This window comes from Cupriavidus sp. FW216-B1, from assembly GCF_058789195.1.
On record NZ_JBYTEL010000009.1, the window covers coordinates 243,171 to 259,325 of the forward strand.

Sequence of the window (16,155 nt, forward strand, 5' to 3'; positions counted from 1 at the left end):
CCACCCAACTGTGAGCCGCGTAACAACGTATTAGAGGATCCAACTTTCGCCCCCGTCATGCGTTCTAATCGTTACCAGTCCACCTGAGACGAAAAAGGAGCAAAGACATGCAAGGCAATCTCAAGACGCGTTCGATCCGGAATTTCATGGCCGCTTCGGCGGTGTTCCTGGCGATGGGCGGCACGGCTTTCGCCCAGACCGCGGCACCCGCGCCGGCGGCGCCGGCCCCGGGCGCGCCGGCCATGCAAGGCGGCATGCGCCACCACATGGAGCACGGCGGCATGTGGATGAAGTCGATCGACACCGACGGCGACGGCGCCATCTCCAAGGCGGAGGCCGACGCGCTGTTCGACAAGATCGACACCAACCACGACGGCAAGCTCGACAAGAGCGAGCTGGCGGCCTACCACAAGGCCGGGATGGAACAGCGCCGCGCGGCGATGCAGGCGGACTTCGAGGCCCGCTTCAAGGCGGCCGACAAGAACGGCGACGGCGCCCTGACCAAGGCCGAGGTCCAGGCCGGCTTCCCGCGCCTGGCGCGGCGCTTCGACCAGCTCGACGCCAATCACGACGGCAAGCTGACGATGGACGAGATCCGCGCCGCCATGCAGAAGATGCACGACCAATGGCGCCAGCACGGCAACCGCGGCGGCGCCTCGGCCCCGTCGAGCCGCGGCGGCTGATCCGGCCCCGGCGGCGATCCCGCGGCGCTCCGGCGCCGCGGGCACGGGAAAGCGCGACCCTTCGGGGCCGCGCTTTTTTTCGTGGTGCCGGCCCCGGCGCTGGCGGCCTTGGCACCATCCTTGCCTTCCCAACGCTCGCGCCCCGGGCGCCCAGTTCCAGTGCACGGCGGCGCGCCGCGGCGGCATCCTGCACCCGGAAGGCCACCGCGCCGGTGCCGGGAGGCGGGGCGCCAGCGATCGGAATGGAGGGTTGTGGCCGCCGCGCGGGAGGGGCGCGGCGCGGCGAGGGGGGAGAATGACGGCAGGCACAAGGTCCGGAAGCACACAAAAAATTGCATACTTGTGCACAGCTTGCTAAATTTGCGCAAAAAAATTGCCGTCAAACATATTGCGGAGCAACAATATCGTGAGCAAGGTGGAACTGGACAAGATCGACAGGAAGATCCTGGAGGTATTGCAGACCAACGGGAGACTGACCAACCTGGAAGTGGCCGAGCGCGTGAACCTGTCGCCGAGCCCTTGCCTGAGACGCATCCGGCGGCTGGAGGAGATCGGCGTGATCCGCCAGTACGCGGCGCTGCTGGAGCCGGGCAGGATCGGGCTGGGGCTGCTGGCCTACATCAACGTGCGGCTGGAGAAGCACGGCGGCGCGCCCAAGGGCAAGGCGCCGCTGGACCTGTTCCGCGCCGCCATCGCGATCTGGCCGGAGGTGGCCGCGTGCCACGCGATGACCGGGGAGATGGACCTGCTGCTGAAGGTCTACGTGGAAGACATGGAGCACTTCGCGCGCTTCATGAAGGACCACCTGCTGGCGCATCCGGCGGTGATCGACGTGCGCTCGAGCTTTGCGCTGGAATGCATCAAGGACACCACCGCGCTGCCGGTGGCGGGCAACTGAGCGTAACTGAGCACAATCGGGCGCCGCGGCGCCGGTCACGCGGTGCGGTCGATGCGGTTGGTGCGATCGGCGCGGCACCAATGAAAATGGCGCGCCGGGCGGGCGCGCCATCGGGGCCGGGGCGGCAGCGGCGTCAGGCCGTGCGCTTTTGCGGCAGCATCGAGCGCCAGAAGCGCAGGCCGAAGCGGCGCGCGTCGCGCAGGTTGCGGCGGACCATGTAGTCGAGGTCGGCCACCTGCTCGTCGAGCGCCTCGGTCAGGCGGCTGACGGTGTCGGCGGGCGGCAGTTCCAGGTAGGCATCGGCCTCGCCGTAGGCGTACTGCACCTTCATGCCGGCCTTCTTGGCGATGTGCATCATGGCGGCGTTGCGCGACAGGCAGTGCATGTACAGCGTGCGCACGTTGCTGTTGCGGCCGTGCATGGCGGCGCGCTCGAACAGCGCGCTGCCGATGCCGCGCCCGCGCGCGCTCTGCGACACCGACACGCCGAACTCGGCCACGCGGCCCTGGCTGTTGTCGCGCAGGTTGGCGAAGTGGCCCACGCCGATCAGTTCGAGGTGCTCGTCGTAGACACCGAACACGGTGTCGTGGTCGAAGTCGATGCTGTCGACATAGGCCTCGATCACATGGTCGCCAACCGACTGGCCAAAACGGAGCAGGCGATCCTCCTCGCCCAGGGCGAGGAAATGCTTGAGCAGACGCGAGCGGTGATGCGCAGCCAGCTCGCGCACCAGCGTGGTGGGGCGATGCGAGGCGTGCGCGGCTGCGGATGCGCGGCGGAGATCTTCGTCGGATACGGCCCCGACGGCCTTGCTCAGTTCGAGCGGATTCACTTTGTTTTCCTTGCGACGTATTCAGGTATAAAAATAGCACTCAGCAGGTGTCAGGCCACGCACTTTCGGCGCCGGGCCGGGCAAGGCGGGCAAAAAAGCCCGAAAAGCCTGGCCCAAGGGCAAACACTATCTTGCTGCATTGCAAAAAGTATTGTAGTGGAATTGTCAGCCTGACGTAAGGTTTGGGGGCGATCCAATTGGTTGTATTTTGTAATTTTTGTGTATCTCCAATGAAATCAAAGACTTGACGTGTGCTTCATGATGCCGCAGGGTGCCGGGCATGTGGATTTGTTGCAACGCCGCATAATGCCGTGTCCACATCGCCGCCCGGCGGCGGCGCCGATGCCGCGGCCCGGGGAGGGTCCCGGGCGCGGCCGCATGTGAGTCTCTGTTCTCTTCAATGCCGGCGATGCCGCGGTTCCGGACCGCGCGCCGCACGTTTTCCAGGATTTTTCGTGGACCCAAAGGCCGAGCCCCCGATTCTCGTCATCTATGCCCACCCCAGGCCGCGCCTGTCGCGCGTCAACCGGCCGCTGGCCTCGGCCTTGCAGGCCCTGCCCGCCGTCACCGTGCACGATCTCTACCTCCGCTATACCGATTACGACATCGACGTGGTCGCGGAGCAGCGCGCGCTGGCGCGCGCCGCCACGCTGGTGCTGCAGTTCCCGGTGCAGTGGTACAGCATGCCGGCGCTGCTCAAGCTCTGGATGGACGAGGTGCTGGAGAGCGGCTGGGCCTACGGACCGGGCGGCACCGCGCTGCGCGGCAAGTCCCTGCTGGTGGTGGCCAGCACCGGCGGCCACGCCGATTCCTACGGGCCCGAGGGCACGCACGGCCACGGCATCGACGAATACATGCTGCCGCTGGCGCAGACCGCCGTGCTGTGCGGCATGAACTGGCTGGCGCCGCTGGTGCTGCATGACGCCAACCAGGTGGACCAGGACGCGCTGGCCGGGCATATCGCCCGCGTGTCCGGCGTGCTCGGCGCCGCCGGCGCCATCGCCGGCTGAGGGGGCGCCGTGGAACAACACGATTTCCTGGTGGCCCTGGTGGTCTTCCTGGTCGCCGCGGTGGTGGCGGTGCCGCTGGCCCGCCGCTTCGGGCTGGGCGCGGTGCTGGGCTACCTGCTGGCCGGCGTGGCGATCGGCCCGTGGGCGCTGCGCCTCGTCACCAACGTCGAGGCCATCCTGCATTTCTCCGAGTTCGGCGTGGTGCTGATGATGTTCGTGATCGGCCTGGAGCTGGAGCCGAAGAAGCTGTGGGAACTGCGCCGCGTGATCTTCGGCTACGGCGGCGCGCAGATGGCGGCCTGCGCGGTGCTGATCGGCGGCGCCGCGACGCTGGTGGGCGCGCCGTGGCAGGTGGCGCTGGTGGCGGGGCTCGGGCTGGCGCTGTCGTCCACCGCCATCGCGCTGGCCACGCTGACCGAGCGCAACCTGTTCGGCACCCCGGCCGGCGCCGCCGGCTTCGGCATCCTGCTGTTCCAGGACATCGCCGCGATCCCGATGATCGCGCTGCTGCCGCTGCTCGCGGCGCAGGGCGCGCAGGCCGGCACCGCCGCGGCGGCGGGCGCGGCGGGCTGGCTCGGCGCGGCCAAGGCGGTCGGCGTGATCGGCGCCGTGGTGGTGGGCGGGCGCTACCTGGTGCGCCCGGCGCTGAACTTCATCGCGCGCACCGACATGCGCGAGATGTTCACCGCCTTCGCGCTGCTGCTGGTGGTGGGCATCGCGCTGATGATGGACGCGGTGGGCCTGTCGATGGCGCTGGGCACCTTCCTGGCCGGCGTGCTGCTGGCGGACTCCGAGTACCGGCACGCGCTCGAGGCCGACCTGGAGCCGTTCAAGGGCCTGCTGCTGGGGCTGTTCTTCATGGCGGTCGGCATGTCGATCGATTTCGGCGTGCTGATGCAGGCGCCGGTCATGGTGGCGGCGCTGGTGGCCGGGCTGGTGGTGCTCAAGACCGCCATGCTGACCTTGCTGGCGCCGCGCTTCGGCATTGCGCGCGGCCAGCGGCTGCTGTTCGCGCTGCTGATCTCGCAGGGCGGCGAGTTCGCCTTCGTGGTGTTCGGCGTGGCCGGCGGCGCCGGCCTGCTGCCGCCGCGCACCGAGGCGCTGCTGGTGCTGGTGGTGGCGCTGTCGATGGTGGCCACGCCGCTGCTGCTGCTGGGCTACGACCGGCTGGTGGCGCCGCACCTGGCGCGCCTGGCGCGGCGCCCGGACGACGTGATCGAGCCGCAGGACAACCCGGTGCTGATCGCCGGCTTCGGCCGCTTCGGCCAGATCATCGGCCGCCTGCTCTACGCGCAGGGCATCGGCGTCACCGTGCTGGACCACGATCCCGACCAGATCGAGTTCCTGCGCCGCTACGACTTCAAGGTGTTCTACGGCGACGCCACGCGCATGGACCTGCTCGAGTCCGCCGGCGCCGAGCGCGCGCGCATCCTGGTGGTGGCCATCGACGGCATGGAGGACAGCCTGGCGCTGATCGACAACGTGCGCAAGCGCTTCCCGCACCTGCGCATCTACGCGCGGGCGCGCCACGTCTCGCACGTCTACCAGCTCAAGGATCGCGGCGTGGAGCTGTTCGAGCGCGAGATGTTCGAGGGATCGCTGCGGCTCGGCCGCAGCGTGCTGGAGGGGCTGGGCTACGACCCGGTCGAGGCGCGCTCGGTGGCGCTCCGCTTCCGCCGCCACAACATCGCCGCCATCGAACGCTTCTACCCGCACTACACCGACCAGAAGAAGCTGGTCTCGCTGGCGCGCCAGGCGCGCGACGAGCTCGAGGAAATGTTCCGCCAGGACCGCGACCAGCGCCGGCGCCGGGAGGAAGAGGACTGGTCCTGACTGGTGACGGGCCGGCGGGCGCGCCGCGCGCTAGGCGGCCCCGCGCGGCGCGCCCGGCAGGCCGCCCGCGAGCAGGTCGATCACCATCTCGGCGAAGTCGGCGTAGGACAGCTTGCCGCCCGGCTTGAGCCAGGTGAAGGTCCAGTTGATCATGCCGAACACCGTCATGGTCAGCGCCGCCTGGTTGTCGCGGTTGACGCGCTCCGGGTAGGCGCGGCGCAACTGGCGCGAGAAGGCGGCCACCACGTCGCGCTCGCGCTTGAGGATCTGGTCGCGCTGTTCGTCGGCCAGGAACTTGACGTCGTTGACGAGCGCGACGTGGCGGGTTTGCGAGGTCTCGTACTCGGCCAGGAACGCGCGGATCAGGCTGGCGAAGGTTTCCTGCTCGCTGCTGCCGCGGCGTCCGGCCTCGGCTTCCACCTCGGCCACGATCAGCATCAGCCGGCGCGTGTAGCGGTCGAGCAGGTCGAACAGGATCGCTTCCTTGCTCTCGTAGTAGTGGTACAGGCGCGCCTTGGAGGTGCCGCAGGCGGCGGCCAGGTCGGCCATCGAGGTGCTGGGGTAGCTGCTGGCGGCAAACGCGGCGGCGGCCAGGTCCAGTATCTGCTCGCGCTGCGCCTCGAAATCGGGTGCCTTGGTACGGGCCATGTAAACGTCCGCTTGTATCCGCTTGTGTCTTGGGCTTGTGGTCGGCTCGGGGGCTTGCGGCCTTATTCGCCGCCGGCGGACGGATTGCGGCGCAGCTCGCAGGTCTGCAGCGAATCGGCATTGCCGCGCAGCACCAGCTGCCCGGCGCCGATCAGCTCGCGGCAGCGCCAGAACACGAACCAGTCGCTGGCCAGCAGGCCTTCGATGGCGCCCATCACGGCGTCCACCACCTGCGCGGCCGGCGCCCATTCCTGCGGGGCGCGCTCCAGGATCACGTCGTCCACCGAGTGGTAGGCGGCGGGCACCAGCGTGTTGCCCTTCCACAGCCGCACGTCGGCGTTTTCCTTGACGTTCTGCTGCCACTCGTAGCCCAGCCGGCCCAGGCGCAGCACCGAGACCGGCGCGATGGTGGAAAAGCGCCGCGCCAGGCGGGCCGCGGGATACATGCCGATGGAGGCCAGGTTGCCGTGCGCGGGTGTCTCGAGCTCGCGCAGGTCCATCGCCACCTCGTTGATGCGCTGCGGCGACTGGTACAGATGGAACACCACCCGGCGCAGCATCAACTGGTCCGAGGCGCTCTGGCCATGCCAGATGGCGATCTCGGTCTCTTCCTTGCGCAGGGCATGCAATTGGTCCAGCGCCTGCTGCATCTCGGCGGCGAAGTCGATGTCGCTGCGCGGCGCCACGCGCTGCCAGAAGCCGGAGCGGATGAGGCCGCTGCCGTCGACGTCGGCGATCGGGCCGACGGCGAGGTCGTCGCGCAGCACGACGACCGGGTCGGGCCGGGCGGCCTGGGCCAGAGCTTGCCGCAGCGTATTGCCCGCTACGTCACCGTTGACGACATGGATATATTGCATGGCGTGATTGTATATGGATGCGCGGCGCGGCTGCTTCCATTTTGATCACGCGTGCGTGTGCGCCCGCACGGCCGGGCGTTCCCGCGCGGGCCGCCGCCGCGCGGCCGGCGAGGACGTGGCGGGCACGGGAGCCGCGCGTTGTTCTCGTCCTCGCCCACCTAGCCGCGCGGCGCGTCCCGCAGCAGGGCCGCGAGCGCCGCGCCGAGCTCGGCCAGCGCGCCGCCCCAGTCGCGCATCGCGGGCTGGCGGAACAGGCGCATGCCCGGATACCACGGCGAGTCCGCGCGCCCGAGCAGCCAGCGCCAGTCGGGCGAGTACGGCAGCAGCAGCCAGACCGGCTTGCCGAGCGCGCCGGCCAGGTGGGCGACGGCGGTGTCGACGCTGATGACGAGGTCGAGGTTGTCGATGAGGGCGGCGGTGTCGGCGAAGCTGGCGAGCTCGCCCGAGACGTCCAGCAGTTGCGGCAGCGCCGCGAGCGCGGCGCGGTCGGCCTCGCGCAGGTCTTTCTGCAGGCAGACGAAGCTGGCGTCGCCGGCCAGCAGCGGCCCCAGCTGCTCCAGTTTCAGCGAGCGGTTGCGGTCGTTGCGGTGCCAGGTGCTGCCCGACCAGGCCACGCCGATGCGCGGCCGGCGGCCGCCGGCGGGGCTGGCATCCAGCCGCGCGCGCCACGCCGCGCTGCGTTCCGGGTCCGCGCGCAGGTAGGGCGCCGGCGGAATGGTCGCGAGGCTGGTGCGGAAGGCGAGCGGCAGGCTCATCAGCGGGCAATGGCAGTCGAACGCCGGCAGCGGATCGCCCTCGGCGACCAGCTCGGCGACGCCGGGAAAGCCCTGCAGCAGCGGCACCAGCGCCGGCTGCACCTGCAGGATCACGCGCGCGCCCAGGGCCGCCACGGCCGGCACGTAGCGGACGAACTGGATGGTGTCGCCGAAGCCCTGCTCGTTGTGCAGCACGATGGTCTTGCCCGCCAGGCTGCCTTCGCCCAGCCACGGCTTGCCGGGCAGGCGGTGCACGGGGCTGCCGTCCAGCCAGCGCCATTCGTACTCGCGCCAGCCGTGCTCGAAGACGCCCGTCAGCAGGTTGGTCTGGGCGCGGTTGCAGCGCGCCAGCGCGTCGTTGGCGTTCAGCGTGACGGCCTTCTTGAAGTGGCGCATGGCTTCGTCGAAGCGGTGCAGGTCGCGCAGCGCCACGCCCAGGTTGACGTAGCCGCCGGAGAAATCGGGGCGCAGCTGGATGGCGCGCTGGTAGCACGCGATCTCTTCCTCGAAGCGGTCGATCTCGCCGAGTGCCTTGCCCTTGTTGTACAGCGCCTCGAAGCTGTCCGGGCGCAGCTTCAGGGCCGCGTCGAAGGCGGCCACGGCGGCCGTTCCGTCGCCGCGCGCGGCCAGGGACAGGCCGAGATCGTGATGGGCCTCGAAGAAGTACGGCCGCAACGCCAGCGCCTGCGAGAAGGCGGCGATGGCCGCGTCGTGCTCGCCCAGCTTCTGGCGCGCCACCGCCAGGTTGTAGTGCAGCTCGGGCGACGCCGCGCCGGCCTGCGCGGCGCTTTCGAGATGCGCCGCCGCGGCGCGGAAATCGCCCTGGTTGCCCGCGGCCAGCCCCAGCAGTTCGAGGGCGCCGCCGTGGCCGGGCTGGTGCGCCAGCAGCGCTTCGAGCCCCGCGCGGGCGCCGGCGAAATCCCCCGCGGCGAGGGAACGGCGGGCTTGGTTGATGACTTGAGTCTGGTCCATTGGCAAACGCTTTGGCCGGGCGGCGTCGGGAAATCACGGCCGCGGCGGCAGTCTAAACATGGAAGGCCGCTGCGCCACGCCGGCCCTACCGCGCCCGCGCCGCCGATGCCCTGGAGGGAAACAGGGCCGGGCGCGGGCAGCGGACGGAGGGAGGCCGCGGCGGCGGCATCTTGAGCAAGGAGGCAATTATGCAATGCGCTTTCCCTGACAGGTACCGCGGCGCCAGGCTGTGCCGCCGCCTCGCCTGGCTCGCGGTGTGGCTCGTGCTGGCCGCGCTGGCGTTCCTGCCCCGGCCCGCCGGCGCCAGCAACGAGTTCGGCGTGCGCGGCGATGGCGTGCGCGGCATGCGGGTCTAAGATGCGCCGATTATCTCGACGCCGTGAACCGCGGCGACTCGCTCCGGGTGCTCGCGCCGGACCGCATGCCGGTATCGCGCCCGGGCCGCTACCTCGTCATCGTCGATTCGGGCATGCGCGCGCCGGATGCGCAGACAAGTGCGCTGCGAGGCGAGTAGTATCGATGGCGGCCGGCGCACTGGCGCCGGCATCACTTCCAGCGAATTCCCAAGGAGCGAACGGCAATGACGAATGCGGCATACAAGAAGATCGTGGTGGCGGTGGACGGCAGCGCCACCTCGGACCTGGCGCTGACCGAAGCGATCCGCCTGGCGGTCAGCGGCGAGGCGGAGGTGCTTGCCTTGTACGCGGTGGACAACAGCCAGATGCTGTTCGATGCCGCCTACTACGATCCGGCGCCCATTCAGCAGGCGCTGACCGAGAGCGGCGAACGCGCGCTCGCCGCGGCCGCCAAGCGGCTCGAAGCGCAAAAGGTGAAGCACGAAGTGCGTCTGGTGGAGCCGCAGACCTCGCTCGGCGACATCGCCGGGTCCATCAACGAAGCCGCGGCCCAGTGGGGCGCGGACGTGATCGTGATCGGCACTCACGGCCGGCGCGGCGTGCGCCGGCTGGTGCTGGGCAGCGTGGCGGAGTCGGTGATCCGCCAGGCCACCGTGCCGGTCCTGCTGGTGCGGGGCCAGGCGGCGGAAGGCTAGCAGCGGCGGCACGCGGGCAGGCCGCCCGCGCCGCCGTGCCTGCCCAGCGTATCTCGCCTGTCCGGCTTATCCGGCGAAGCGGATATGGCCGCTGCGCAGCACGATCTCCCTGGCCTGGGTCAGTTCGAACAGGCCCTGGGCAATGTGCTCGATGCGCTGCCGGTTACTGGTGAAGGCGTGCACGAGATCCTCCTCGCGCGGCGAGCGCGCGCCGAAATGCGTCTCGAGCGCTTCGGCCGTGATCGAGTAGAGCGTGGGCTTGCCGTTTACCGTGGCGGGGCAGGAAAGCGTCAGGCTGGCCGCGCAATAGGCGGGAACGCTGCGGGGAAACGAGATCTCGGGCATGGCGCGCCTCACAACGGTCGCTGAAGGATGCCACCATTCTAGGAGATCGCGCCGCCGGGCGATGCCGTGCCGGGGCGGGCGTGCTTGATTGCCGTCAATCCTACCGCCAACCGCGCCGTCAGCCAGGATGGGGCACGCGCCGGCCGCCTGCCGCGGCAATGCCGGCCGCCAGCCGGCCCGCCGTGGCGACCGCCGCGTCGGCCGCGTCCGCCTGGGCGGCGGCGAAGGCGGCCTGCTCGAGCAGGAAGCGGTCCAGCGCCGGCACCGCCGCGCGGCCGGCCGGCGGCGCCGCGGCCGCGCGCGCCGGCCCGCCTTGGCCGGGATGCGCGGCCAGCGCCGAGAGCCGGCCCGCCAGCGTCTGCAACACCCCCTGCGTGGCGGGCAGCGGCGCGCCCGCGCCGGCTTCCGCCTCCAGCCCAGCGCGCACCACGCCAGCCAGCGCGGCCATGCGCCGCGCGGTCAGGTGCAGCCCGGCATAAGCCGCCGCCAGTTCGGGAAGGAGTTCGCCCTCAGCCTGTTGCAGCGTGAGCTCGGCCCGCGCCGAGGTGCGGCCCGCGGCGATGCGCAGGCTTTCCAGGCGGGCGGGCGTGGGCGCGGGCGAGCGCGTGGGCGAGGTGGTGAAGGCCACGGCGCCGGCAAATGCCGCGCGCAGGTACGTCGCGTTGGCGGCGAGCGCCTCGAGGCCGTGCCGGCGCACCCGCGACAACTCGGCGCGCGGCGCCAGCACGTAGTAGCTGGCCAGCGCGATCAGGCAGCCGAGCGCCGTGTCGATGCCGCGCAGCGCCGCGAAGTGGCTGCTGTCTTCCGCCGGCGCCCCCACCCACGAAAACAGGATGACCGCCGGCGTCAGAAAGAAGGCGAACAGCGCCGGGCTGCCGGCGAGCCGGAAGATGTAGGCGGCGGCCAGGCACGCCGCGCTGATCGCCAGCGCCAGCGGTGCCGCCGGATGGGCCAGGCCGATCGCGCAGGCCATCAGCGCGCCCGCCAGCGAGCCCGCGAAGCGCAGGAACGAAATCCGGCGCGTGGTCTGCAACTGCGGGCTCAGCACCATGATGACGGTGACGGCCACCCAGTAGCCGTGATCCACGCGCAGCAGTTGCGCGGGCAGCAGGCTCAGGCTGCCGGCCAGCGCCAGCCGCACGGCGTGGCGCGCCACGCGTGCGTCGCGCGCGGTGTGCTCGGCCAGGGTGGCGCGCCAGCGCTGCCAGCGCTGGCGGAAGGCCCGGCGCGGCCGCCGATGCGCGCCGTGCCAGGCGGCAAAGGCCGGGTAGCGGGCCAGGGCGGCCAGCGCCGACTGGTAGAGGGCCGGCGCGGCGGCGTTGACCAGCGGCGCGTGCAGGCGCCGCAGCTCGTGGGCCAGCGCCGCGCACAGCGCAAGCAGGTCGGGCGTGCTGCGGGCCAGCGCTTCCTCCACCTGCAGGCGCAGGTCGGCGACGCAGCGCTGCAGGTGCTGCAGCGGCAGGGCGGTGGCGCCGACCTTGCCGGCGGGGGCCGGGAGCGCGGTGTCCATGCGGCCGCGCAGTTCGGCGGCGACGATCAGCAGCGCGAAGATCGCGTCGGCCAGGCTGACGACGTAGGCATAGCGCATCCGCGCGAGCGGGTCGCCCAGGCCGCGGCGCGCGCCGATCGCGAGATGCGCCGCCTCGATCCTTTCCCGGATGTCGCGCTTGCAGGCCGCCGCGTCGCCGACCGGGCCGTCGCCGGCAAGCTCGGTGGCAAAGCGCAGCAGCGCGTCGAAGACCGCCATCACCTCCGCGCGCGGGCGCCGGTCGGGCGCGGAACGGATCAACACCAGGCACATCAGGCAGGCGAATACGCCGCCGAGCAGGAATTCCTGGCTGCGCTCGAACACGCGCACGGCCAGTGTGGCATCGTCGACCGGCTGCAGGCAGGCGGCGATCAGGATCACGTAGAGCAGCTTGGCCGACAGGGCCGGCCCGGGCCCGCGCGTTTCCGCCAGGCCCGCGGCCAGCCCGGCGGCGGCAACCACGGCCAGCGCGGCCAGCGGGGAAGCGGCCACCGCCGCGCCCAGGGCACATGCGGCCGTGCCGCCCACGCCGACCGAGCCGAGGGCCGAGAGGCGGTCGCTGGCGGTGCCGGCGCGGTCCGCGAGGCAGGTCCAGAGCGAGGCCGTGGCCGCCCACAGGTAGCCCGGCTGGCCGGTCAGCCAGCCGATGCCGGCCAGGGCCAGGAACGAGAAGGCGTAGACCAGCCCCCGTTGCAGCATCGGGGTGTCGGGGCGGGGCAGGTGCAGCGCGGAAAACATGTCGACGAAAGCGGGGCGGGGGCGCCGGTGGGGATACGAACGATGGATCGACTCTAAGGCACGGGCATGTTGCGACGCAACATATCGCGCCCCCCGTCATGTTTCGCACCGCCTTGGTGCGAGCCTGCCTTGCTGCGGTGCGCAAAATACGCGCGCCGCGCCCGCATGGGGCAGGCTGGTCTCCAGACGCCGGTACATCGGCGTTTGAGCGCGAATTGCCGCCGCAGGGCCGAATTTCGGGCAAAAAAAACCCGCGCAGTTCATGCGCGGGTTGGAATCCACCGAGGTGGTGGAGGAGACAGACTCCACTATATACGATTTGTTGCGACGCACCAAGCGCGACGTTATTCAAGCGTGTACTGCTCCACAAACATGTTGCTTTTTCACAACGAAACAGGGGCTGGCAATACAGAGGCTGGATTTTTCGCTCGATGCCTGCGGCCTTCGGCCGCTGGGAGTCGGGAATTCAGGTGAAGAACAGGTAGGCAATGGCCACCGCCGCGCAGAGGCCGGCAAAGTCGGCGAACAAGGCGCAGGCGAGCGCGTGCCGCGTATTGCGGATGTTGACGCTGCCGAAATAGACGGCCAGCACATAGAAGGTGGTTTCGGTCGAACCCTGGATGATGGCGGCGAGCTTGCCCTGGAACGAGGCCACGCCATAGGTATTCATCACATCGATCATCAGGCCGCGCGCGCCCGCGCCCGATAGGATCTTCATCAGGCCGACCGGCAGCGCGGGCACGAACGCGGTGTCCAGCCCCAGCCAGGCAACGCCGGCGGCGAGCCCTTTCATCAGCACGTCCATGCAGCCGGTCACGCGGAACAGGCCGATCGCCACCAGGATCGCCACCAGGTAGGGAATGATCTGCACGGCCACGCCGAAGCCGTCCTTGGCGCCGTCGACGAACGCATCGTAGACGTTGACGCGGCGCACGGCCCCGCAGACCAGGAACACCACGATCAGGGTGACGATGAATCCGCTGCCGGCCAGCGCCGTGATCGTGCTGACCTGTTCGGGCGGGGCATAGCGCAGCCACAGGAACAGTCCGCCCACGGCGGCGGCCAGCAGGCCGAAGGCGGCCAGCACGGCGGGCTTGAGCAGGTTGAGCCGCTGCGCCCAGGCCACGGCCAGCAGGCCGGCCACGCACGAGACGCAGGTGGCCAGCAAGGTAGGCAGGAAGATGTCGGCCGCGTTGAAGCCAGGCAGGCCCTGCTTGATGGCGATGGCCTGGCGCATGGCGATCACCGAGGTCGGAATCAGGGTCAGTCCGGCCGTGTTCAGCACGATGAACATGATCTGCGCGTTGCTGGCCGTATCCGGGCGCGTGTTCAGCGACTGCAGTTCCCGCATGGCGTTCAGGCCGAGCGGGGTGGCCGCGTTGTCCAGCCCGAGCATGTTCGCCGAGACGTTCATCATCATGGCGCCCTGTGCCGGATGGCCCTGCGGCACGCCGGGGAAGAAATGGCGCAGCAGGGGGCTGACGGCGCGCGCGAAGACGTCCACCACGCCGGCCCGCTCCCCGATCCGCATGATGCCGAGCCACAGGCTCATCATGCCGGCCAGCCCCAGCGAGATCTCGAACGCGGTGCGGGCGTTGTCGAACAGGCTGGCCAGCATGGCGGGGAACACCGCGGTGTCGCCGAGCGCCAGGCGCACGCAGGCGACGATGAAGGCAAGCAGGAAAAAAGACAGCCAGACGATATTCAGTGCCATCGATGCGCCGGGGTTTGGAGAGATTCAGCTTCGCGCATCATAGCGTGCCGGATGGGGCGCCCGGGCCGCGCGCGCGCCGGCCGCGCGGCGCTTGACCCCGCGCAAGGGCCGGGTGCATGGCGGCGCGCAAAAATGGCCTCGCGCCGGTATACAATGCGAACAATATCGCCGTCGCGGCATTGCCCTTCGGGGCAGCGCGGCGGTCCCAGATCCCTTTGACTACCGTCCGCGACGGCGTGCCTGCGCGGCTCGCCCGGCGACGGTGTCTTGCCGACCGAAGCCAGAACCTATGTCCGACGCCCCTGGTACCGAACGCGCTCACGCAGCTTCGGATTCCGCCGGCACCAGCCTTGGCGCCCAGCATTCCCCCCTGTTCGCGCTCGTGACCGACACCCTGCGGCAGCGCATCCTGGCGGGCGAGTACAACCAGGGAGACCGCCTGGTGGAGAACAAGCTTTCCACCGAGCTCGGCGTGTCGCGGATTCCGGTGCGGGAAGCGCTGCGCGCGCTGGCCGCGGAAGGCCTGGTGCGCATCGAGCCGCGGCGTGGCGCGTCGGTGGCGACGCTGTCGCCCAACATCGCCAAGGAAATGGTCGAGGTACGGGCCACCCTGGAAGGGCTCAACGCCAAGCTGGCCGCGCAGCGGCGCGATCCGCGCCTGCTCTCCGAGCTCGACGACGTCCTGCGCCAGGGCACCGAGGCGGCCGCCAGCGGCCGGACCGAGCGCTTCGTCGAGCTCAACTCCCGCTTCCATGAAGTGCTGGGCAATATCGCCGCCAACAGCGTGCTGCAGGACATGGTGCGGACGCTGCGGGAGCGCACCGGATTGCTGTTCGCGCCGGCCAACGTGCCGCGCGCGCGGCAGAACTGGGAAGAGCACGCACAGATCCTGCAGGCGGTCATTGCCGGCGATGCCGATCTGGCCGCGCTGCTGGCGACCCGCCATGTCTACAGTGCGGCCAAGGCGGCCGAGGAACTGGCGGAGACGACCCCGAGCGGCGGAGAAACCACCCGCACTGGCAGCCCGGCCAAGCGAGGCGGCCGCACTGCCGCGAGCGCCGGCTAGCGCGGAGCCGCAGGCAGGCGTCGGGGCGTCTGGAAGGTATTCGGTATACGATGTGCTGAAAGCAGCACGATCAAAGGCCGGGACGTGAGGAACGTCCCGGCCTTTGATTTTATTGGGCATTTCCGCAACGGAAATGCACCGTTGCGAGGCATGGGCGTGCCCTGTTATGACGCGACGCACCAAAATTTGGTATACTATCGTTTCCGATGAACCACAATAGGGAATGACCATGAACTACCCGACGCCTTCCTATTTCCGGCAGTCGGTCGGCGAGCAGCTGCTGGCCCACTACGCCCGGCGCGACGCCGTGCGCCACAGCACGCCGCTCCTGCCCATCCAGTGGAGCGCACTGCGCGCGCTGTTCCACCGCTCCGGCTCCGGCACGCAAAAGACCGTCTGACGGGAATCTCCCGCCTGCGCGGCGGTCAAGCCATCGCGGCGCCTCTTTTCTCCAGCAGGGACCGCAGGATGGAACGGTGGCAGCGCCGCTCCTGCTCGCAATAGCAGCCAAGCGAAAAGTTCGTCTGCCGCGACAGGGCGGCCAGCAGGTCCAGCGTGCGGCTGGCTTCGGGGCGCGCCATTTCCGCGCGGAAGTGACGCTCGAACTCGCGCCAGCCTTTCTCGTCGTCGTCTTCCTGTATCGCCAGCGCTTGCGCGACGAGGTCCGCCGAAGGCGAGAGCTCCGGGTACCAGACGTCGTAATAGTCGCGCGAAGCGAACTCCGCCTTGGGTACGCCGCGCGGCGGCCGGCGCACGGTGCCGATGCGAAGCCCCTCGTCGGGCGCGCGCGGTGAACCCAGCCTCACGATCCGGATCGCCATTGCCGTGTCTCCTCTATATATGGATGTGATGGAAGAGAAAGTATGTGGCATCCGCACGCGAATGGGAGTGAGACGGGTCTGATTTGCGGAGCCTTCGCGCCGGCGCAAATTTGTATTCGATGAGTCTCTTTTCGGGCCGCAGAGAAATCCTCGCAGAAAACGCTTGCCAAGGCGGATGGGTGGCCTTAATATTCGCTCCCTCGCAACACGAAGCTTGTCTGCAAAGGCAGACGGGACAAGGGCTGCGGGGGAATGGGTGAGGTTGGTGGCGCGGATGGCGCGGCTGATCGAAGCAAAAAAAGATTGCGAAACCTGTTGACGAAACGCAGAAAGTTCTTCATAATCTCGTTTCTCTGCTGCTGACAACGAAGCAGCGACGCGGTAAGCAAAGCGAACCGCGGCAA

At 69.7% G+C, this 16,155-nt stretch carries 16 protein-coding genes; 8 read left to right on the forward strand and 8 right to left on the reverse strand.

Annotated elements, in window-relative coordinates:
• Window positions 1-107 precede the first annotated feature (107 nt).
• Window positions 108-683, forward strand: coding sequence for an EF-hand domain-containing protein (locus tag AC3WXD_RS20425; protein WP_020205840.1), 576 nt, complete (start codon window positions 108-110; stop codon window positions 681-683).
• Between the two features lie 406 nt (window positions 684-1,089).
• The gene (locus tag AC3WXD_RS20430; RefSeq protein ID WP_059410856.1) at window positions 1,090-1,581 is read left to right on the forward strand and encodes an Lrp/AsnC family transcriptional regulator; all 492 of its coding nucleotides are present in this window, start codon (window positions 1,090-1,092) and stop codon (window positions 1,579-1,581) included.
• A 133-nt stretch (window positions 1,582-1,714) separates the two neighbouring features.
• On the opposite strand, the gene AC3WXD_RS20435 is transcribed toward AC3WXD_RS20430, so the two are convergent.
• Window positions 1,715-2,413 carry a GNAT family N-acetyltransferase gene (locus AC3WXD_RS20435; protein ID WP_020205842.1) on the reverse strand — a complete coding sequence of 233 codons (699 nt, stop codon included), beginning with the start codon at window positions 2,411-2,413 and terminating at the stop codon, window positions 1,715-1,717.
• Between the two features lie 455 nt (window positions 2,414-2,868).
• Between AC3WXD_RS20435 and kefF the strand changes: the two genes are divergently transcribed.
• Window positions 2,869-3,423, forward strand: coding sequence for a glutathione-regulated potassium-efflux system oxidoreductase KefF (gene kefF / locus AC3WXD_RS20440; protein WP_492324553.1), 555 nt, complete (start codon window positions 2,869-2,871; stop codon window positions 3,421-3,423).
• Between the two features lie 9 nt (window positions 3,424-3,432).
• Window positions 3,433-5,256, forward strand: coding sequence for a glutathione-regulated potassium-efflux system protein KefC (kefC, locus tag AC3WXD_RS20445; protein ID WP_059410831.1), 1,824 nt, complete (start codon window positions 3,433-3,435; stop codon window positions 5,254-5,256).
• Between the two features lie 30 nt (window positions 5,257-5,286).
• Here kefC and AC3WXD_RS20450 read toward each other — a convergent pair whose 3' ends face one another.
• From AC3WXD_RS20450 to AC3WXD_RS20460, 3 genes are all read right to left on the reverse strand, one after another.
• Complete coding sequence (locus tag AC3WXD_RS20450; protein ID WP_020205845.1) at window positions 5,287-5,904, reverse strand: TetR/AcrR family transcriptional regulator; 618 nt, start codon at window positions 5,902-5,904, stop codon at window positions 5,287-5,289.
• Between the two features lie 62 nt (window positions 5,905-5,966).
• Window positions 5,967-6,761 (reverse strand): DUF1835 domain-containing protein, encoded by a 795-nt coding sequence (locus AC3WXD_RS20455; protein ID WP_020205846.1) that lies wholly within the window; start codon window positions 6,759-6,761, stop codon window positions 5,967-5,969.
• A gap of 158 nt (window positions 6,762-6,919) precedes the next feature.
• Window positions 6,920-8,488, reverse strand: a complete 1,569-nt coding sequence (locus tag AC3WXD_RS20460) for a tetratricopeptide repeat protein (protein ID WP_059410829.1) — start codon at window positions 8,486-8,488, stop codon at window positions 6,920-6,922.
• 188 nt (window positions 8,489-8,676) lie between these two features.
• Between AC3WXD_RS20460 and AC3WXD_RS20465 the strand changes: the two genes are divergently transcribed.
• Window positions 8,677-8,844: a hypothetical protein gene (locus tag AC3WXD_RS20465; protein ID WP_492324554.1), complete on the forward strand. Its 168-nt coding sequence runs from the start codon at window positions 8,677-8,679 to the stop codon at window positions 8,842-8,844.
• 224 nt (window positions 8,845-9,068) lie between these two features.
• A complete protein-coding gene (locus AC3WXD_RS20470; protein ID WP_020205849.1) occupies window positions 9,069-9,539 on the forward strand; it encodes a universal stress protein in 471 nt (156 codons plus the stop codon).
• A 66-nt stretch (window positions 9,540-9,605) separates the two neighbouring features.
• On the opposite strand, the gene AC3WXD_RS20475 is transcribed toward AC3WXD_RS20470, so the two are convergent.
• The 3 genes from AC3WXD_RS20475 to AC3WXD_RS20485 form a co-directional block, all read right to left on the reverse strand.
• The gene (locus AC3WXD_RS20475; protein ID WP_020205850.1) at window positions 9,606-9,884 is read right to left on the reverse strand and encodes a DUF1488 family protein; all 279 of its coding nucleotides are present in this window, start codon (window positions 9,882-9,884) and stop codon (window positions 9,606-9,608) included.
• A 118-nt stretch (window positions 9,885-10,002) separates the two neighbouring features.
• Window positions 10,003-12,150: an FUSC family protein gene (locus AC3WXD_RS20480; RefSeq protein ID WP_492324555.1), complete on the reverse strand. Its 2,148-nt coding sequence runs from the start codon at window positions 12,148-12,150 to the stop codon at window positions 10,003-10,005.
• Window positions 12,151-12,616: 466 nt separating this feature from the next.
• Window positions 12,617-13,864 carry a nucleoside recognition domain-containing protein gene (locus AC3WXD_RS20485; protein ID WP_492324556.1) on the reverse strand — a complete coding sequence of 416 codons (1,248 nt, stop codon included), beginning with the start codon at window positions 13,862-13,864 and terminating at the stop codon, window positions 12,617-12,619.
• Between the two features lie 289 nt (window positions 13,865-14,153).
• Here AC3WXD_RS20485 and AC3WXD_RS20490 point away from each other — a divergent pair, with 289 nt between their 5' ends.
• Window positions 14,154-14,930, forward strand: coding sequence for a GntR family transcriptional regulator (locus tag AC3WXD_RS20490; protein WP_492324557.1), 777 nt, complete (start codon window positions 14,154-14,156; stop codon window positions 14,928-14,930).
• A gap of 229 nt (window positions 14,931-15,159) precedes the next feature.
• Entirely contained in the window at window positions 15,160-15,330 is a 171-nt protein-coding gene (locus AC3WXD_RS20495; protein WP_196812933.1) for a hypothetical protein, read from the forward strand.
• Between the two features lie 25 nt (window positions 15,331-15,355).
• Here the strand turns inward: AC3WXD_RS20495 and AC3WXD_RS20500 are convergent, their stop codons facing one another.
• Complete coding sequence (locus AC3WXD_RS20500) at window positions 15,356-15,751, reverse strand: DUF488 domain-containing protein (RefSeq protein ID WP_454732301.1); 396 nt, start codon at window positions 15,749-15,751, stop codon at window positions 15,356-15,358.
• Window positions 15,752-16,155 lie beyond the last annotated feature (404 nt).

What these genes read in the sequence shown, in the direction of transcription:
- AC3WXD_RS20470 (WP_020205849.1), top strand. Translation starts at nt 9,069, where the DNA reads ATGACGAATGCGGCATACAAGAAGATCGTGGTGGCGGTGGACGGCAGC.
- AC3WXD_RS20425 (WP_020205840.1), top strand. Translation starts at nt 108, where the DNA reads ATGCAAGGCAATCTCAAGACGCGTTCGATCCGGAATTTCATGGCCGCT.
- AC3WXD_RS20490 (WP_492324557.1), top strand. Translation starts at nt 14,154, where the DNA reads ATGTCCGACGCCCCTGGTACCGAACGCGCTCACGCAGCTTCGGATTCC.
- AC3WXD_RS20475 (WP_020205850.1), bottom strand. Translation starts at nt 9,884, where the DNA reads ATGCCCGAGATCTCGTTTCCCCGCAGCGTTCCCGCCTATTGCGCGGCC.
- AC3WXD_RS20465 (WP_492324554.1), top strand. Translation starts at nt 8,677, where the DNA reads ATGCAATGCGCTTTCCCTGACAGGTACCGCGGCGCCAGGCTGTGCCGC.
- AC3WXD_RS20455 (WP_020205846.1), bottom strand. Translation starts at nt 6,761, where the DNA reads ATGCAATATATCCATGTCGTCAACGGTGACGTAGCGGGCAATACGCTG.
- AC3WXD_RS20480 (WP_492324555.1), bottom strand. Translation starts at nt 12,150, where the DNA reads ATGTTTTCCGCGCTGCACCTGCCCCGCCCCGACACCCCGATGCTGCAA.
- AC3WXD_RS20460 (WP_059410829.1), bottom strand. Translation starts at nt 8,488, where the DNA reads ATGGACCAGACTCAAGTCATCAACCAAGCCCGCCGTTCCCTCGCCGCG.
- AC3WXD_RS20495 (WP_196812933.1), top strand. Translation starts at nt 15,160, where the DNA reads ATGAACTACCCGACGCCTTCCTATTTCCGGCAGTCGGTCGGCGAGCAG.
- AC3WXD_RS20500 (WP_454732301.1), bottom strand. Translation starts at nt 15,751, where the DNA reads ATGGCGATCCGGATCGTGAGGCTGGGTTCACCGCGCGCGCCCGACGAG.
- AC3WXD_RS20485 (WP_492324556.1), bottom strand. Translation starts at nt 13,864, where the DNA reads ATGGCACTGAATATCGTCTGGCTGTCTTTTTTCCTGCTTGCCTTCATC.
- AC3WXD_RS20450 (WP_020205845.1), bottom strand. Translation starts at nt 5,904, where the DNA reads ATGGCCCGTACCAAGGCACCCGATTTCGAGGCGCAGCGCGAGCAGATA.